The 14,532-nt window shown below is 35.4% G+C and carries 17 protein-coding genes; 14 read left to right on the plus strand and 3 right to left on the minus strand.

Annotation, left to right across the window (positions count from 1 at the left end; translation table 11 throughout):
* The first annotated feature begins 89 nt into the window (after positions 1–89).
* The 8 genes from H3T48_RS04575 (at position 90) to H3T48_RS04610 (ending at position 7,182) form a co-directional block, all read left to right on the plus strand.
* The gene (locus tag H3T48_RS04575; RefSeq protein WP_198188682.1) at positions 90–560 is read left to right on the plus strand and encodes an SLAP domain-containing protein; all 471 of its coding nucleotides are present in this window, start codon (positions 90–92) and stop codon (positions 558–560) included.
* A 188-nt stretch (positions 561–748) separates the two neighbouring features.
* Positions 749–1,156 carry a hypothetical protein gene (locus H3T48_RS04580; RefSeq protein WP_198188683.1) on the plus strand — a complete coding sequence of 136 codons (408 nt, stop codon included), beginning with the start codon at positions 749–751 and terminating at the stop codon, positions 1,154–1,156.
* A 192-nt stretch (positions 1,157–1,348) separates the two neighbouring features.
* Entirely contained in the window at positions 1,349–1,960 is a 612-nt protein-coding gene (locus tag H3T48_RS04585) for a hypothetical protein (protein ID WP_198188684.1), read from the plus strand.
* 68 nt (positions 1,961–2,028) lie between these two features.
* Positions 2,029–2,604 carry a GDSL-type esterase/lipase family protein gene (locus tag H3T48_RS04590; protein ID WP_198188685.1) on the plus strand — a complete coding sequence of 192 codons (576 nt, stop codon included), beginning with the start codon at positions 2,029–2,031 and terminating at the stop codon, positions 2,602–2,604.
* Positions 2,605–2,696: 92 nt separating this feature from the next.
* Positions 2,697–3,551, plus strand: coding sequence for an aldo/keto reductase (locus tag H3T48_RS04595; RefSeq protein WP_198188686.1), 855 nt, complete (start codon positions 2,697–2,699; stop codon positions 3,549–3,551).
* Positions 3,552–3,563: 12 nt separating this feature from the next.
* A complete protein-coding gene (locus H3T48_RS04600) occupies positions 3,564–3,959 on the plus strand; it encodes a MerR family transcriptional regulator (protein WP_074425549.1) in 396 nt (131 codons plus the stop codon).
* 157 nt (positions 3,960–4,116) lie between these two features.
* Complete coding sequence (locus H3T48_RS04605; RefSeq protein WP_198188687.1) at positions 4,117–5,685, plus strand: ABC transporter ATP-binding protein; 1,569 nt, start codon at positions 4,117–4,119, stop codon at positions 5,683–5,685.
* Positions 5,686–5,952: 267 nt separating this feature from the next.
* The gene (locus H3T48_RS04610; protein WP_198188832.1) at positions 5,953–7,182 is read left to right on the plus strand and encodes an MFS transporter; all 1,230 of its coding nucleotides are present in this window, start codon (positions 5,953–5,955) and stop codon (positions 7,180–7,182) included.
* 131 nt (positions 7,183–7,313) lie between these two features.
* On the opposite strand, the gene H3T48_RS04615 is transcribed toward H3T48_RS04610, so the two are convergent.
* Positions 7,314–7,835: a hypothetical protein gene (locus tag H3T48_RS04615; RefSeq protein WP_046306534.1), complete on the minus strand. Its 522-nt coding sequence runs from the start codon at positions 7,833–7,835 to the stop codon at positions 7,314–7,316.
* 10 nt (positions 7,836–7,845) lie between these two features.
* Positions 7,846–8,721 (minus strand): Cof-type HAD-IIB family hydrolase, encoded by an 876-nt coding sequence (locus H3T48_RS04620; protein ID WP_122034756.1) that lies wholly within the window; start codon positions 8,719–8,721, stop codon positions 7,846–7,848.
* Positions 8,722–8,922: 201 nt separating this feature from the next.
* On the opposite strand from H3T48_RS04620, the gene H3T48_RS04625 reads away from it, so the two are divergent.
* The 3 genes from H3T48_RS04625 to tsaE are packed head-to-tail and all read left to right on the plus strand — an operon-like array spanning position 8,923 to position 11,092.
* Positions 8,923–9,618 (plus strand): uracil-DNA glycosylase, encoded by a 696-nt coding sequence (locus H3T48_RS04625; RefSeq protein ID WP_179853673.1) that lies wholly within the window; start codon positions 8,923–8,925, stop codon positions 9,616–9,618.
* Between the two features lie 8 nt (positions 9,619–9,626).
* Positions 9,627–10,616 carry a phosphate acetyltransferase gene (pta, locus tag H3T48_RS04630; RefSeq protein WP_198188688.1) on the plus strand — a complete coding sequence of 330 codons (990 nt, stop codon included), beginning with the start codon at positions 9,627–9,629 and terminating at the stop codon, positions 10,614–10,616.
* Complete coding sequence (tsaE, locus tag H3T48_RS04635) at positions 10,616–11,092, plus strand: tRNA (adenosine(37)-N6)-threonylcarbamoyltransferase complex ATPase subunit type 1 TsaE (protein WP_122034760.1); 477 nt, start codon at positions 10,616–10,618, stop codon at positions 11,090–11,092. The genes pta and tsaE overlap by 1 nt, the downstream gene beginning before the upstream one ends.
* Positions 11,093–11,139: 47 nt before the next feature.
* Here tsaE and H3T48_RS04640 read toward each other — a convergent pair whose 3' ends face one another.
* Positions 11,140–11,673 (minus strand): 3'-5' exonuclease, encoded by a 534-nt coding sequence (locus H3T48_RS04640; protein ID WP_046306542.1) that lies wholly within the window; start codon positions 11,671–11,673, stop codon positions 11,140–11,142.
* A gap of 99 nt (positions 11,674–11,772) precedes the next feature.
* Here H3T48_RS04640 and murB point away from each other — a divergent pair, with 99 nt between their 5' ends.
* From murB to H3T48_RS04655, 3 genes are read left to right on the plus strand one after another with little or no spacing between them, the layout of a single operon-like run.
* Positions 11,773–12,672 carry a UDP-N-acetylmuramate dehydrogenase gene (murB, locus tag H3T48_RS04645; protein WP_198188689.1) on the plus strand — a complete coding sequence of 300 codons (900 nt, stop codon included), beginning with the start codon at positions 11,773–11,775 and terminating at the stop codon, positions 12,670–12,672.
* A gap of 34 nt (positions 12,673–12,706) precedes the next feature.
* The gene (gene cdaA, locus H3T48_RS04650) at positions 12,707–13,552 is read left to right on the plus strand and encodes a diadenylate cyclase CdaA (RefSeq protein ID WP_074425541.1); all 846 of its coding nucleotides are present in this window, start codon (positions 12,707–12,709) and stop codon (positions 13,550–13,552) included.
* Positions 13,549–14,526, plus strand: a complete 978-nt coding sequence (locus H3T48_RS04655) for a YbbR-like domain-containing protein (RefSeq protein ID WP_198188690.1) — start codon at positions 13,549–13,551, stop codon at positions 14,524–14,526. Before cdaA ends, H3T48_RS04655 begins: the two co-directional genes overlap by 4 nt.
* Positions 14,527–14,532 lie beyond the last annotated feature (6 nt).

A 14,532-nucleotide genomic window follows, 5' to 3' on the forward strand; every position in this document is an offset into this window, starting at 1 on the left:
CGAGAAAGGAACTCCTTTTTCTAATGTTTTAAGAAATTAATTTAAGGAATTATTCATCCTTACACAAACTATTTTACGGTCTCAAAATAATGAAACTAAATAAGTTTAATTTAAGTTTGTTTTTAAGCACCTTACTTTTATTTTTTATAAGTCTTGGTTCGACAGCTACAGTTTTTGCATCAGAAAATAGTAATACAGCTGTTGTTGCAAAAAAGTCCACGATCTACGTGCCAGATGAAAAACTATCTGCATATGTGCGTACAAAAGGAAGGGTAGAAAAAGGAACAAAAGTAAGTTTACTTTCTTCTATAATTTCAAACGGCCGTAGTTTTGATGAAATTTCAGATGGTAAGTTTATTTTGGCTACTAACCTAAAAGGTAAGAGACGCAAATTAAAGAAAGATGCGTATGTTATTTTCGTAGATGGCGGAAAATTAAGAAGGTTAAAAAAGCATACTAGAGTAATGACATATGGACTACCGGTCACAGGCTACTTAGATAAAAAGTACTATACGGTAAAAGGTGGAAAGTTTGTCAAAAAGTCAGCTTTTATTAAATAAGAAGGGAAAGAATACTGAATAAACAAATAAAGAACAGCAAAATAAAGATACTTATTGCTATAACTACATCTTTAGCTCTTGGATTATTTGTAGGAAAAAGTAATGATAGTAACTTCTTCAATACAAACACGGTTGTTCAAGCAGCTCATGTAAAAGGTAATTTAGGAAAACTGACTACACCGAAGAAGATGCGTGGTACCTGGTATGGCAAAGCTTTTGATATAAATTATAAATCAAACACAATTGATAAATTAAGAGTAAAAGTGCATAAAATCGGTTCTGATGAATTACATAGACAAGATAGTAATGCTAAGGGAATTAAGAATACTAAACAAACCAGAAATTGGGTAAAGGCTTTTTATCCTGTAACTTTTAAAAAGGACAAAAACATAAAATATATCTCGACGTTTCCTTGGTTTAGTCCTGTTGCATCAGGTAGGAGTTTAGGTTTATATCATTACAAAGGACACCGCGTTTTAATTGAAAGAACTTTATCTTCTTATAGAATAACTAACGTTTATTGGCGCTCGGCTAAGTTAGCTAGAATGTATGGTGGGACAAAGCCAAAAGAGTTAAAAACATTTGCTCAATGGTAAATTATTTTTGTGTAAGTTTTCTTATGTTTAAAATGAAAGCCTCTGCTATTTGCAGAGGCTTTTTACTTGGAATTGTTTTAGTTAACAGGAATAATATATATAATTATATATTTAAATCACAAAAGCCACTTTTATTGTTGAAAATAACTGATATAATATTAAATTATCTCAGGTTCTCAGGAGGCCGAAAAAATGAAAAGTAAGAAGATTTTAACAATGCTTGCAGCCGCAACAGTTGCTTTAACTACTGCTACACCAGCACTAGTAAATCAACCAGCTCAAGTTCAAGCTGCCACTGTTAAGAAAAATAAATATGGTTTTAACAAACTATATACTTTCCCCAAAACTTGGCGTGGTAAGTGGTACAGCACCAACAATTTGACACCTAATCCAATGAATATTCAAAAGAATTCATTCGATACGCCATGGGCAAATGACCATGTTAAGGCTGTTGAAGTTGGAACAGTTAAGGGAACGAAAAAGTACCCTTGGCAAATGTCCAGAGCTTGGAAGTCAAAGAACGCTGATTTATTTGCTAAGTATGCAAGAGTAACAACTAAGACAATGAACGGCGACAAGTGGACAATTGTGAGTCCAGTCGATGAAAAGTCAACTAAGATGGGTTATGCTTTTACTGTAAAAACTGAAGTGATTGATGGAAAGAAAGAATCTGTTTTATTCCAATCACATCCTCAAGTGGGTGAAGTTACTAACCAATACTTCAGAACTGAAGAATTAGCTAAAAAATATGCTGCTCATGAATTCAAGAATATGAAGTATAGTAAAGTAAATCCTAGAAATTAAAATAGACTGTAGTTACAATTTAACTGTAACTACAGTTTTTTTATTGGTTTTAATTGGAGAAGCTTCAAATGAAATTGCTTTTAACAGGTGATAGCATCATTGCTAGAAAAGAAGGCTTGAAAGGGCCACGACTTGACTACACTTTAAAGAAGAAAAACTCTAATATAGAGACGATTAATACCGCAGTACCAGGAATTAACTCAGGTGCATTTTTTGCTTTGATTTCTGACCTTGTCCTTAAGATGGACCACTGTGATAAGTTGATTCTATTACTTGGAACAAACGATTTGGCGCTGCATAAAAAGGTTCCATTGGAGCAGTTTAAGCAAAACATGGCATTAATTATTTCCAGTATCATTTGCTTATATTATCCAAATAATGTCATAATGATTTCTCCGCCTGCAGTTGATGAGCATAAACAGGAAAAGCGAACTAATGATGAAGTTGCTGCTTATACAGTAGAATTGGAACAAGTAGCAAATAATTATAAAATACATTTTATTAACCTTTTTGAAAAAATGGTTAGGCAAGGAAGCTTAATAACTCTTTGTCAAGGCCAATTAGATGATGGTTTACATTTTGGTGCTGCAGGGTATGAGTTATTGGCTGACTTAATTATTAAAGAACTTGATAATAATAGCTAAAATTGGCAATAAATAGTAGATTTAACCTTGCTATGGAGTTAACTCTAACGTTTATACTAACTCTAACAAAAGAATTTTTGGGAGAGTTAAAAATGGAGAAAATAACATTAAATAATGGAGTAGAGATGCCCCTTTTAGGGTTTGGTGCTTTTCAAATTACTGATTTGACCTTAGCTGAACAGGTAGTAGAAGATGCAATTAGATCAGGATATCGCTTAATTGATACAGCCTCTTCATATGGCAACGAAGAGGCGATAGGACAAGCAATAAAAAATAGTGAAGTTGATCGTGCTGATATATTTGTTACAACAAAACTATGGGTATCGGACACCGGTTATGAAGCAACAAAGAGAGCAATTTTAACTTCTTTAAAGAAACTTCAGTTAGACTATTTAGATTTATATTTAATTCATCAACCGTATGGCGATGTTTACGGCTCTTGGCGAGCAATGGAAGAAGCATATCAAGCAGGTACAATTAGAGCAATTGGTGTTTCGAATTTTACAGCAGACCGTGTTTTGGATTTAGAGCTATACAATAAGATTTGTCCCACTGTTGATCAAATTGAAGTTAATCCTTGGATGCAACAAAAAGATGATGTTCCTTTTTTGCAGGAGCGCAATATTCAACCGGAAGCATGGGCTCCATTTGCTGAAGGAAAGCAGCAAATATTTACTAATTCACTGATTGCTGAAATTGGACAGAAGTATCATAAGACCGCAGGGCAAGTTATTCTACGCTGGCTACTTCAAAGAAAGATTGTTGTGATTCCAAAATCAGTTCATCATGATAGAATAGTTGAAAACAGCCAAGTCTTTGATTTTGAATTGACTCAAGCAGAAATGGCACAAATTAAAACACTAGATGAAAATAAAAGTCAGTTTTTTGATCATCGGGATCCAGCAGCTGTTCAAAATATCCATGATCTAGTACGAAATGTTGATTAAGGAAATAAAAGTTTGAATATCAATGAAGTGAGCAAAAAGTTTGGTTTACCAAAAGATACATTAAGATATTGGGAAAAAGAAGGATTAATACCTGCGATAAAGCGTGATCAAAATGGTTATCGCGTTTATAGTGAATACGATCAAAACTGGATTTTTTATATTTTAGTTTTGCGTAAGGCTGGGATGCCGGTTAAAAAGCTGAAGCAATTTGTTGCACTATATTTGCATGAACCACAAACCAGAAAAAAGCGTCGTGAATTATTAGAAATGCAACGTGACGAACTAATAAAGCAAACACATGATATTCAAAAGACAATTAACTATCTAACTTATAAAATTGATCATTTTGATGACCAACTTCTGACATTCGAAAATGAAAAGCTAGCATATGAGAAAAAGGTTGATTAATTAGCAAAAGACATTACCCCCCTGTAGCCCGGTAATGTCTTTTGCTATCTTCTTGAAGTTTAAACTGAACATAAACAAGCATATTTTACTAATTGACAGAATAAGTGAATAATATTAGAGTTAAATGAAAAAGTTGATTGTATATAGGAGGCACAACATGTACAAATATCTTAAGCAACATTTATTTTCCGTCGGGTGTGCCTGCTTATTGTTGTTAACCAATTCATTCCTGCAAGTTTTTGCTGCTACCAAAATGGCAGATTTAGCTAATGCTTTAATTGCGAAAAATATAAATCTTTTTGGTCAATTATTGATGCTGATTTTTTTACTATGGTTTATTTCTTTTATTATTTCCTTTTTTGAAAGCTATATTGAAGAAAGTGCAACTCAAGACATTTTAACTGATATTAGAAATGATATTGCAACAGCGCTAACTGAAATGCCAGAGAGTGATTTTCAGAATAATCCAGTGGACTATTACGAATCGTATTTGCAAAACGATGTTAATCTCATTCAAAGAGAAGGTGTAAACACCTTTTTCAGGATTGTTCGCTTCAGTGGTAATGCAATTTTTGCTTTAATTGCATTATATCTATATAGTCCAATTTTGTTCATTACTGCTATTTTTTTAGTAGTTTTAATTGTATTAGTACCGCGGTTGTGTAAAAAATACCTTAGTAATGGAGTGGAAGAGATATCTAAAGCTAACGAAAAATTTCTTAAGTATACTAGCAGTGGATTACACGGTTATGAGACCCTCTTTGTTTTTAATGCCCTGTCAGAGATAAAAAAGCTCGTTGATACGGGCTCTAGTATATTGAAGAAAGCAAATGTTCATAACACTATTAGGAGATCGATTGTCGACATTATTACTAGTGTAGTAAATATTGGTAGTCAGCTAATTATTTTAGGAATTACTGGATTTTTACATTTCAAGGGTGTTTTGAGTGCTGGAGCTATTTTGTCAACAGCAGAATTAGCGACAAAAGTCTTTGATTCAGCTGGAATAATTAATCGCTATTTAGCTCAATTACTTTCAACTTCAGGTATTTTTGCAAAATTTTCTAAGCTAAAAAATCTTGTTATTCCAAGTAATCAAAAGTTTGATCTGGCATCCTTTCCAATGCAATTTAAGACACTGGAATTTAGAGATGTGTCGTTTTCATATCCTGGTTCTAGAACAACAATATTAAGTCATTTTTCTTATGCCTTTACTAGGGATAATTTTTATAAACTAAATGGTGATTCTGGCAGGGGAAAATCAACATTGCTTAAGTTGGCAACTGGTCAGCTCAAACCAAATTCTGGTGAAATTCTTTTAAATGGAATTAATATTAATCAAGTCCCACAAAAAGTCATAAACGAGTTAATTATATACTTACCTCAAAAGATTACAATTTTCCCTTACTCAATTAACTATAATATTTCATTAGGACGAAAAGTTAATTTGGAAAAATTAGCCTCAGTAAAAGAAAAGTTTGGAATTGATGATTCATGGCAATACAATTCTCTTTCTGGAGGGCAGAAACAACGAGTTGCATTAGCTCGTCTCATTGATTCTACTAACAAGCTTGTTTTACTTGATGAAAGTTTTTCAAGCATTGATTTGAAATCGTCGCAGGATTTACTTCAAATGTTTTTGAAAGATTGTAAAACGATAATTTTAGTTTCTCATCGGAATAATGAATTTGGCGATTTTCCAGTTAAAAATCTCACTTTAAAGTAAAAGCTGGAACAAATGATTTAGCAAAAAAGAAGATTTCTGGGCTATTTGCTGCAGGAAATGTAACTATACCAATATCTGGAATTTCAGAAGCAATACATTCAGCTCAAATCACAGGATTCTATGGAGGACATTTATTAAGGAAAAGAACTATTGCTAATCCAAGCGTTAGATTTCTTTTTCCCTGAGAGGTCAACTGTAACTATAGTTTGCAACATAATATTGAAGAGTCAAAAAAGAAGATGGATAAAATTTAAGGATGGAAAAGTGATGATAAAAAAGAAATACTTAAATGTTTATAAATTACTAGCTGGACGGGTGGCAACTAATATTGCTGATAGCTTATTCTATATGGCAATTCTTTGGTACTTTAAAGAAACTGGTCATTCACCATTAATGGTAGCGCTAATTTTTTCAATTGAAGCTGGAATTGACATAATTTCGTTTGGATTTGGTCCGCTAATTGATCGTTTGTCCGTTGAAAAATTGCTAAAATATTCAACTCTTATACAAATTGTAATTAGTGTTATTATCGCATGTGTACTATACCTTAAGCAAAATAATGTAATCATTGACATATTTTTACTTCTGTTATTTGGTATATCAACAATATTATCATCAATTATTTATCCAACAGAATATAAGCTGTTGCCCGTGCTTGTTGAGAAGAAGGATCTCTTGCATTTTAATGGCCTTTTTCAGGTAAGCTACAAGATATTGGACTTAGTACTAGACGGTATAACCACCTTTATTATTGCTACAACATCCATCAGTATAACCATTATTATATCAGCGGTTATTTTTACCATAGCGCTCTTTATCTATGCAAGAGTACAAATTGACATGCTCGCAAAAGATGTACTAAAAAGTGAAGAATACTTTACAGGTTCCTATTTAAAAGATTTACAAGTTGGTTGGGTTACTTTGAAAAGTGAGAGTAATATTATTGAATTAATATTACCGTTATGCGTGGTTAACTTCTTTTTTGGCATTTATGATGTTGGATTGCCTTATTTCGCGGAAAGCTATATACATGATTCGGCGATTGGCTATGGAGGATTGCTGATGGTATCCTCCATAGGAAGCATACTAGGAGCTCTTGTTATACAGCATTTTAAGTTAGGAAAAAAGAATATGGAAGCTTTTATTACTTTATGCTTCTTGGGAGCGGGAATATTTAGACTCTTGGTTCCATTAACTGTAAAAACTAGTGTGATTTTCGCCTTGATCAGCTCTGCAATCTCTTCTTTATGGATTACAATGATGAACATTGATTTTGAAACTCTAGTTCAAACAAGCTTTTCATCAGCAATTTTAGGTAGAATTGATACTATCAATGACAGTATACTTTCGCTAATGATACCGCTAGGTACATTTGGGGGAAGTTGGATTATAGAAAAATTCGGCTCAATAAGTACACAATACGTTTATGGAGTAGCATTATTAGTTAGTTCAATCTACTATTTTGGTGTAACAAGATATAGAAAAAGATTAAAATAACTCATTTTTTGATTTGGCTGAAATATACCTATTTTGATGACCAACTTCTAACATTTGAAAATGAAAAGTTGGCTTATGAGAAAAAGGTTGATTAACGAAAGGAGCACTACAATTAGTAGTGCTCCTTTTGCTTAGTTGAATTTAACATTATATTTACGTCCAATAGGTGGGAATGTTGGTAATCGCAGAGGCGTTGTATGCCATTGTGTAAAGAGGGTGGCACACAGTAAAATAAACGGTACATCTTCTGGGCGAGCAATATTACAAGTTAAAACGACTCCATTTTTCTTGATATCCGTTTCAACCGTAGCCACTGTTTTAACCCCAGACAAAAAGCGATATTTTCCGTTTTTGATACTACCTGTAACTAAGTAATTAAGTCTAGTAATATAAAAAAGATTCGACACAGAGTTGTTAAAGCGTTTGACTTTAACTAAAGAATGATTGACAACGTCAATAGTATAGGATGAAATTATGCCATTACCATCAGTATAAAGACGACCAATTTCAGTTTGCTTATACGTCTTCAAATAAAGTGTATGGTTAGGATTATCAAGATTACCTTGAATTAAGTATTTGATTTTGCCTTTTTCATTTGCAACGGGAATTTGACCGTATTCTTGCTTTTGAGTTAGTTCTAGTAAATAGCGCATTTAAGCACCTCTATTCTTTAGCATTTTCGCTAATAAACTGTTTTAAAATATAAGCTACTCCATTTTCATCATTAGTTTTTGTTTGTACTTGGGCTAATTTCTTAATTGCTGGAACCGCGTTGCCCATAGCTACACCTGTACCGGCATCCCTAATCATACTCTCATCATTAAGGTTATCGCCAATTGCAGCAACTTCTTCTCGCTTCAGGCCTTTCTTTTTCGCATATTCCATCAATGCAGGACCTTTTTGTGCCTTAGCATCATTAATCTCGATATTAGCTGGGGAGCTTGAAGTCACTGCCACGTCTCCTAAAGCCATGATTTCCTTTTTTGCCTCAACAAAAGCTTCAGGTCCATGTCCATCAAAGGAAATTATCTTCATTACTTCAAGCTCTGGATCGTTTAATAGGTCAGTAAAACTGTCAACATAAGTCATGCTTAACATTGCATTACTTCCTGCTGCTGTTGCTACTGCTTTTTTAAAACTTAGGCGCGGATTAAGCGCAGTTAATGCACGGGCTAAATTAACTACTCGTTGGCTAATGTCTTTTGAAAAAATCAAGTCTGAGGTTACAAGCTCATAATAAATGTGGTGACGGTCCAAAATGTCCGCTACTTGTTTCGCTTTGGTTGGTGGCAACGGATTTTTAACCTGTAGCTTACCATTTGCATCAAATACAAGTGCACCATTAATGTTAATAAAACCTGTGTTAATACCAAAATCTTTAATTACTTTACGCGATTGTTCAGGTGAACGTCCGGTTGCCACCAAGAACTCAATTCCACTTTTTTGGGCCGCTTTAATTGCGGCTACGTTTTCGTCTGAGACGGTAATATTACTGTTAAATAATGTGCCATCAAGGTCACAAGCTACTAATTTAATCAAGATAAGAGATGAGCCTCCTTCGTAACTGAAGCGTTTTATTATTTCATAATCATCTTAACATAAGTAGAGAACATGCCGTTTATTATTTTTTTAATAAATGCGCTTTGTTATGGTAAAAATCGTTAAAATTGTCTAAGTTATTTTCAATCAGAATTAGTTTCATGATACCATATAGGCTGTGAAAGAGAGGGTGTCTTGATAATGAAAAAGTTTATTGGCAATGACTGGGATGAAGTATTAGCTCCTGTATTTGAAAGTAATGAATACCATGCGCTTCATGAGTTTTTGAAAAAAGAATACCAAACTAAGCGGATATTTCCAGATATGTACCATATTTTCACTGCTTTTAAATTAACCCCATTTGCTAAGACTAAAGTAGTTATTCTAGGCCAAGATCCATACCATAATCCAGGGCAGGCAACCGGAATGAGTTTTGCCGTAATGCCTGGGGTTAAATTACCACCATCCCTACAGAACATTTATAAGGAACTTTATGATGATGTGGGTTGTGTTCCGGTTCAACATGGTTATTTGAAAAAGTGGGCTGATCAGGGTGTACTTCTACTGAATGCAGTTTTAACGGTACCATATGGACATGCAAATGGACATCAGGGCAAAGGCTGGGAGCAAGTAACAGATGCTGCAATCAAAGCCCTGAGCGATCGTGGTCAGGTTGTTTTTATCTTATGGGGCAAATATGCGCAAAATAAAATCGCATTAATTGACCAAGAGAAGAATTATGTGATTAAATCAGCTCATCCAAGTCCCTTCTCAGCAGATCGCGGCTTCTTTGGCTCACGACCATTTTCACGCTGTAATGAGGCCTTAAAAAAATTTGGTGAAACACCAATTGATTGGCAATTGCCGCAACAAGTCACAGAATCTGATTTAGCATAGGTGAAATAATGAGTATTTTTGAATTATTAAAGAGCAAAGTAAAAAATTCTAGTAAGCAATATCGCATAGTTTTCCCTGAAGGAAATGATCCTAGGATATTAAAAGCTGTTAGAAAACTTAAAGACGATAATGTTGTTAGCCCAATTATTTTGGGTGATCCAGAACAAATAAAACAAGTTGCACGGCAAGAAAGAATTTCACTCGATGATCTTTTGTTAATTGACATTGATAATTACGAGAACCTGAATGAAATGGTAGTCAGTTTCATTCAAGCTCGTGGTAAAGAAATTACTGAATCCGAGGTGCGTGAAGCACTAAAGGATGCCAATTATTTTGGCACAATGATGGTTAAGATGGGAATTGCTGATGGAATGGTTTCTGGTGCAGTTCATTCGACGGCAGAAACTGTTCGTCCAGCATTACAACTTGTTCATACTGCTGAAGGCATGCATCGCGTCTCTGGTAGCTTTATTATGGAGCGAGGGAAAGAAAAGTATCTTTTTGCAGACTGTGCAATCAATCCATCACCTGATAGTCAAACGTTAGCAGAAATTGCTTATCAAACTGTTGAAACAGCCAAAATGATTGACCTTGAGCCACGTGTAGCCTTCCTTAGCTTTTCAACCAAGGGCTCCGCAAAAGGCGAAATGGTTACTAGAACTGTCGAGGCTGCTGAAATTTTTGCTAAAGAGCACCCTGATATTATTTCAGATGGTGAATTACAATTTGATGCTGCTTTTGTTCCGGAAGTTGCTGCAAAAAAGGCACCTGATTCTAAACTTGCAGGGCGTGCAAACATTTTTATTTTCCCTGAATTACAATCGGGCAATATTGCTTATAAAATTACACAACGTTTGGGTAACTTTGCAGCAATTGGACCTATTTTGCAAGGACTTGATAAACCAATTAACGATTTATCACGTGGGGCAAGTAGCCAGGATGTCTACGACTTAGCTGTTTTAACAGCAGCTCAAGCACTTTTTAAGGACAAAGAATAATGACTAAATTAGAGATTAACTCAGCTGCTGAAATGAAGAAAATTGGTGCAGCGATTGCCTCCACGGCTAAGCCACACGATTTGCTTTTACTAAATGGTGATTTGGGAGCTGGTAAAACTACACTGACACAGGGGATTGGTTATGCGCTTGGGGTAAGACGTCCGGTGAAAAGTCCAACCTTTACGATTGTCCGTGAGTATGCTGAGGCAAAACTACCAATTTATCACATGGATTTTTATCGTTTAGAAAACAGCGATTTATCATCAATCGATTTAAATAGTTATCTGTCAGAGCCAGGATTGGTTATTATTGAATGGCCAGAAGTTATTCAGGGCTATCTACCAGATCAATATTTGCAGGTAGTAATTAGAAGAGTGGATGATAGCTGGGATTCCACTAAGAGGACATTAGAATTTAGACCGCAGGGAAAGCGCAATGAACTGTGGGTAAAAGATATCATGAATAAATTGCAATAAAAAAGGCAGAGCTGAGATTAATCAGTTCTGCTTTTTTGACTTGTTTATTAGATTTGGTAAACAAGGTTTTTAATTGGTTCATCACCAAATTCTTTATTTTGGGCGATAAGAATACCTGCACAGGCCTCACTATCGCTAAGCGCATTGTGATGGTGCCACAATTCAACATTTAATGCTTCGGATACAGTATCTAGTTTATGATTAGCTAGATTAGGTTCAAATAATTTACTTGTTTGTAGGGTGTCGATTACAAAATAGTGCGGTTCTTGAATATCGTAACGCGCTAAACTTTGCTTCATTACGTTCGTATCAAAACGTGCATTATGCGCACAAACTAGCATGCCAGGCTGATACAAGTCTTTGATTTGAGTCCAAACTTCTGCCATTGTTGGCGCATCCTTTACATCATCTGCAGTAATGTCATGAATTTGAATGTTTCGCGCATCAAACGGCATTTGGGGGTTTATAACTGTGTAAAACCGGTCAACAATTTGATTGTCGCGAACCATTACTAATGCCAGAGAACATGCACTTTCTGGATGGCGGTTGGCGGTTTCAAAGTCCATTGCAATAAAATTCATTTTCTCTCCTTTAAAACTTAATTTTAGTATAACATAGGATGAAGCAATTCACTGAATGCGGTAAAATAAACAAAAGATTTAATAAGGAGAATTTTAACTTTGAAGTTATTTGATTTAGCAAAAGAAGGGATAGAAATTAAGCAACAAGTCCCGCTTAGCAAATATACGTTTACAAAAACTGGTGGTCCAGCAGAGTATTTGGCTTTTCCGCAAAATCAAACAGAGCTTCAAAAACTGGTTGAAGCAGCTAATACTGATCAAATACCGCTAACTGTTATTGGTAATGCATCAAATCTAATTATTCGTGATGGCGGCATTGATGGACTTGTCATTATTTTAACCAAAATGGATAAGATTACCGTTGAAGGTCAGACAGTTACTGCTCAAGCAGGTGCACGAATTATTGATACTGCTTTTATGGCAGCCAACCATGGACTTAGTGGAATGGAATTTGCGGCTGGTATTCCTGGTAGTGTTGGTGGCGCTGTTTTTATGAATGCAGGAGCATATGGCGGTGAAACTTGTGAGGCTGTTGCGTCGGTTACCGTAATGTCTGCAAAAGGTGAGTTTAAAACTTATACAAATGAGGAAATGGCTTTTTCATACCGACATTCACTTGTTCAAGACACTGATGATATTGTCTTATCTGCGACCTTTGAATTAAAGAAAGGCCAGAAAAGTGAAATTTTAGCGCAGATGAACTATCTCAATGCATTGCGACAATATAAACAACCATTAGAATATCCTTCTTGTGGTAGCGTGTTTAAGCGTCCAGCTGGTCATTTTGTTGGTCCGATGATCATTAAAGCGGGTCTTCAAGGAAAACAAATTGGTGGTGCGCAGGATTCCACTAAACATGCCGGCTTTATTGTTAATAAAGGAGGAGCAACAGCTACGGACTATCTTGACTTAATTCATTTAATTCAAGAGAAGATTAAAGAGGAATTTGGTCTTGATTTAGAGACTGAAGTTAGAATTATTGGTAAGCCGAGTGATTAAGTTTTGCTTGTTACAATAATAGAAAGGAGTATCTATGCAGTCTAACGGAATACATATTTTTACTTGGGCGAACTTCTCAACTATCTTAGACGTTTTGATCATTTGGTTTTTAGTTTACCATTTAGTCATTTTAATCCGAGGTACTAAAGCAGTTCAGCTTGCCAAGGGAATTGTCCTGATTTTTGTGGTGCGAATAGTTGCTGGAATTTTGCAATTGCATACCACGACCTGGTTAATCGATCAAATTGTTTCTTGGTCGGTGGTCGGGATTATCATTATTTTTCAGCCCGAGATTAGGCGTGGACTGGAGCACTTAGGGCGTTTGCCAATTTTTGCTGGTCGAGAAGACAGTGAACGTACTGAATCAATCAAGTTTATTAATGAACTTGATAAGGCAATTCAATATATGTCGAAAAGAAGAATTGGAGCATTAATCACTCTCCAGCAAGAAACAGGACTAGACGACTATGTTGAAACTGGTATTAAGTTGAATGCTGATGTAACTGGTGAGTTATTGATTAATATTTTTATTCCTAATACCCCGTTACATGATGGTGCTGTCATTATTAATAATGATCATAAGATTGCCGTTGCGGCAGCCTATTTGCCTCTTTCGGATAATAGTATGATTCCGAAGCGTTTAGGGACACGTCACCGTGCTGCTGTCGGAATTTCAGAAGTTACCGATGCGATTACAATTGTTGTTTCCGAAGAAACTGGTGGTGTGACAATTACGCGGAATGGGCGTTTTCTAGTTGATATGACTCGTGATGAGTACATGAAATACCTGACTGCTGAACTTGTTCCTAAGAAAAACCAAGCAGAAAAATGGTATCAAAAAATTGCTCGTAAGGTTTGGAAGTGGGGTGCTGACCGATGAAAAACTTTTGGAAAAAATCTTGGTTCATTCGGTTAGTTTCACTACTGATTGCAATTTTATTGGTAATTTATGTTAATGACACACAGGGTGGTTTTTTAACTCAGGGACAGTCAAGTCGGACGAAACAAACTGCTAACAAAACACAAACGATTAGTGTTCCTTTGCAAGTTTCAGTTGATACAGATAAGTATTACGTTGTCGGCTATCCTGAAAAAGTAAGCATTACATTAGAGGGCTCTAATGCACTAGTGACATCAACTGTTAATACGCAAAACTTTCGGGCCTATATTGATTTGACTAAGAAGAAAATCGGTGGTCATGAAGTAAAAGTTCACGTTAACGGCATTAGCAGGCAACTTTCGTATTCAATCAATCCAAAAGTTGTTCATGTTGATATTCAGAAAAGAAAATCAACAACAATGCCTGTTCAAATAGAGTATAATGAGAACGCTGTAGCTCATGGTTATACGGTTGGTCATCCAAGCGTTTATCCGCAACAAGTTGAGGTTACTGGAGCACGGAGTGAGGTTGAACAAATTGACCAAATAGTCGCAAAGGTCGTTCTTCCAAGTGAAATGAAGCATGACTATGAACGGCAAGTTAGCCTTATTGCCTTAGATCATAAAAAAAGGCAGCTTAATGTGGTCATTGAACCTGCTACAGCTAAGGTAACAATACCAGTTTCAGTCGCTCATAAACGAGTTAGGGTTAAGCTAGAACCAAAAAGTGAGCAAAGCGGAAAAATATATTCGCTAACGGCTAAACCGGACTATGTTACTATATATGGGGCAAAGGAAGATTTAGCCAAAATAAGTAAGCTAAAAGTTCCAGTCGACCTTAGTGAAATTGCAGTGTCGACAAGCAAAGTGGTTAAACTAGACTTGCCCGCGGGTGTAGTTAAGTCTGATCCCGTTCAACTTGGAATAGACATCAAAGTAGCAAATTCAAATGTAAAAAGTGAAAAAATTAAGTAAAAGGAA

The organism is Lactobacillus sp. M0403 (assembly GCF_016101265.1).
Classification (GTDB): domain Bacteria; phylum Bacillota; class Bacilli; order Lactobacillales; family Lactobacillaceae; genus Lactobacillus; species Lactobacillus apis.

Coding starts and splice junctions, on each gene's coding strand:
- cdaA (WP_074425541.1), top strand. CDS start 12,707: ATGCAGTCTAACGGAATACATATTTTTACTTGGGCGAACTTCTCAACT.
- H3T48_RS04585 (WP_198188684.1), top strand. CDS start 1,349: ATGAAAAGTAAGAAGATTTTAACAATGCTTGCAGCCGCAACAGTTGCT.
- H3T48_RS04640 (WP_046306542.1), bottom strand. CDS start 11,673: ATGAATTTTATTGCAATGGACTTTGAAACCGCCAACCGCCATCCAGAA.
- H3T48_RS04590 (WP_198188685.1), top strand. CDS start 2,029: ATGAAATTGCTTTTAACAGGTGATAGCATCATTGCTAGAAAAGAAGGC.
- H3T48_RS04605 (WP_198188687.1), top strand. CDS start 4,117: ATGTACAAATATCTTAAGCAACATTTATTTTCCGTCGGGTGTGCCTGC.
- H3T48_RS04575 (WP_198188682.1), top strand. CDS start 90: ATGAAACTAAATAAGTTTAATTTAAGTTTGTTTTTAAGCACCTTACTT.
- H3T48_RS04655 (WP_198188690.1), top strand. CDS start 13,549: ATGAAAAACTTTTGGAAAAAATCTTGGTTCATTCGGTTAGTTTCACTA.
- H3T48_RS04610 (WP_198188832.1), top strand. CDS start 5,953: ATGATAAAAAAGAAATACTTAAATGTTTATAAATTACTAGCTGGACGG.
- pta (WP_198188688.1), top strand. CDS start 9,627: ATGAGTATTTTTGAATTATTAAAGAGCAAAGTAAAAAATTCTAGTAAG.
- H3T48_RS04595 (WP_198188686.1), top strand. CDS start 2,697: ATGGAGAAAATAACATTAAATAATGGAGTAGAGATGCCCCTTTTAGGG.
- H3T48_RS04625 (WP_179853673.1), top strand. CDS start 8,923: ATGAAAAAGTTTATTGGCAATGACTGGGATGAAGTATTAGCTCCTGTA.
- H3T48_RS04580 (WP_198188683.1), top strand. CDS start 749: ATGCGTGGTACCTGGTATGGCAAAGCTTTTGATATAAATTATAAATCA.
- H3T48_RS04615 (WP_046306534.1), bottom strand. CDS start 7,835: ATGCGCTATTTACTAGAACTAACTCAAAAGCAAGAATACGGTCAAATT.
- tsaE (WP_122034760.1), top strand. CDS start 10,616: ATGACTAAATTAGAGATTAACTCAGCTGCTGAAATGAAGAAAATTGGT.